Genomic DNA, 1,344 nt, shown 5'->3' with positions numbered 1-1,344 from the left:
GCTGCGTCGACTCACCGCTTCAACGTTCTCAACTCGTTGAGCAACGCAAGAAGCGTCTGCAACTTCTCCTCGCCAAAGCCCGCCTGCAAGCGCTGATAGTTGGCCTCCATGCTCTGGCTCATCGAGGCAAAACAGGCCTGCCCCTTCTCGGCCAGCCGCACCAGCACGCGCCGTTGATCCTGATGCGCCTTGCGCCGCTCCACCATCCCCGCCGCCTCCATGCGCACCAGCACGCCGGTCATGCTCGGCTTGAGGATGCAAGCAAGCTCCGCCAGGCGATTGATCTCCAGTTCTTCATGTTGGCTCAGGATACGAATGACCCGCCATTGCTGTTCGGTCAACCCGTGCTGGTTGAGCGAAGGACGAAAAAACCCCATGGCGGCTTCACGCGCATGGAGCAAGCTAAGGGTCAAGGATGGGCGCAGTTTGGGCATGAGTGTCGGCGTCGCAACTAGTTAACAGATTAACGACATTCTAGCATTGGCGGCAGTGCCTCGTGTTCGGCGTTAGCGCCAAGCCGGACTCATTTGGTCCATTGGCAGCCACGGTCAAGGACAGCGGCATACATAATCAAGACACCTACCGCTCGGAAGGCACTTAATAGCACCCAACAGTACAGAGCTTTTCGTGGGCTCTGCAGTGATTCCCTTTTCACTTTTCCAGGCTGCGCCATGATCAATATCGAAACGCCTACCTACTATTCGGCAACCAAGAAATACAACCTCAGCTTCCCGACCCTCGAACAGGACGTGGAAGCCGACGTGGTGGTGATTGGTGGCGGTTTCTCCGGCATCAACACGGCGCTGGAACTCGCTGAAAAAGGCATCACCAACATCGTGGTGCTCGAAGCGCGTTACCTGGGTTTTGGCGGTACCGGGCGCAACGGCGGGCAAATCATGGCGGGGATCGGCCATGACCTGGAGAAGATCAAGCAGCAAGTCGGCGATGAAGGCCTGCGCCAGATCTTCGAAATCAGCGAGCTGGGCGCCGGCATCATCAAGGACCGCATCGCCAAATATTCCATCGACGCCGACTTCTGCCACGGCTATGGCTACATGGGCTTCAATGCTCGCCAGGAAAAAACCTTGCGGGCCTGGGAGAAGGACTTCAAGTCGATCAACACCAAGGACGAAATCCGCTTCATGGCGGGATCCGAGGTCAAGCAGATCATCGGCTCCGACGCCTACAGCAGCGCCTTGCTGCACATGGGTGGCGGGCACGTGCATTCACTCAACCTGCTGCTGGGCGAAGCCAAGGCGCTGGCCGGCCATGGCGTGCGCATCTTCGAGCACAGCCCGGCCCTGGAAGTGAGTTACGGCGAGCGCATCACCGTGCGTACCGGCC

General features: G+C 58.8%; 2 protein-coding genes. One reads left to right on the top strand and one right to left on the bottom strand.

Annotation, left to right across the window (positions count from 1 at the left end; translation table 11 throughout):
* Positions 1-11: 11 nt before the first annotated feature.
* The gene (gene hpaR, locus OC610_RS27540; RefSeq protein ID WP_264432646.1) at positions 12-434 is read right to left on the bottom strand and encodes a homoprotocatechuate degradation operon regulator HpaR; all 423 of its coding nucleotides are present in this window, start codon (positions 432-434) and stop codon (positions 12-14) included.
* 237 nt (positions 435-671) lie between these two features.
* Here hpaR and OC610_RS27535 point away from each other — a divergent pair.
* A partial coding sequence (locus tag OC610_RS27535; RefSeq protein ID WP_264432641.1) for an NAD(P)/FAD-dependent oxidoreductase occupies positions 672-1,344 on the top strand: 673 nt, incomplete at its 3' end.

Source organism: Pseudomonas agronomica (assembly GCF_025917275.1).
In the GTDB taxonomy this organism is placed as follows: domain Bacteria; phylum Pseudomonadota; class Gammaproteobacteria; order Pseudomonadales; family Pseudomonadaceae; genus Aquipseudomonas; species Aquipseudomonas agronomica.
The sequence above is the reverse complement of the archived record's forward strand: the minus strand, read 5'-3'. Positions and strand labels throughout refer to the sequence as shown.

Bases quoted from the DNA above. Each gene is read 5' to 3' on its own strand.
- hpaR (WP_264432646.1), bottom strand. From the start codon at position 434: ATGCCCAAACTGCGCCCATCCTTGACCCTTAGCTTGCTCCATGCGCGT.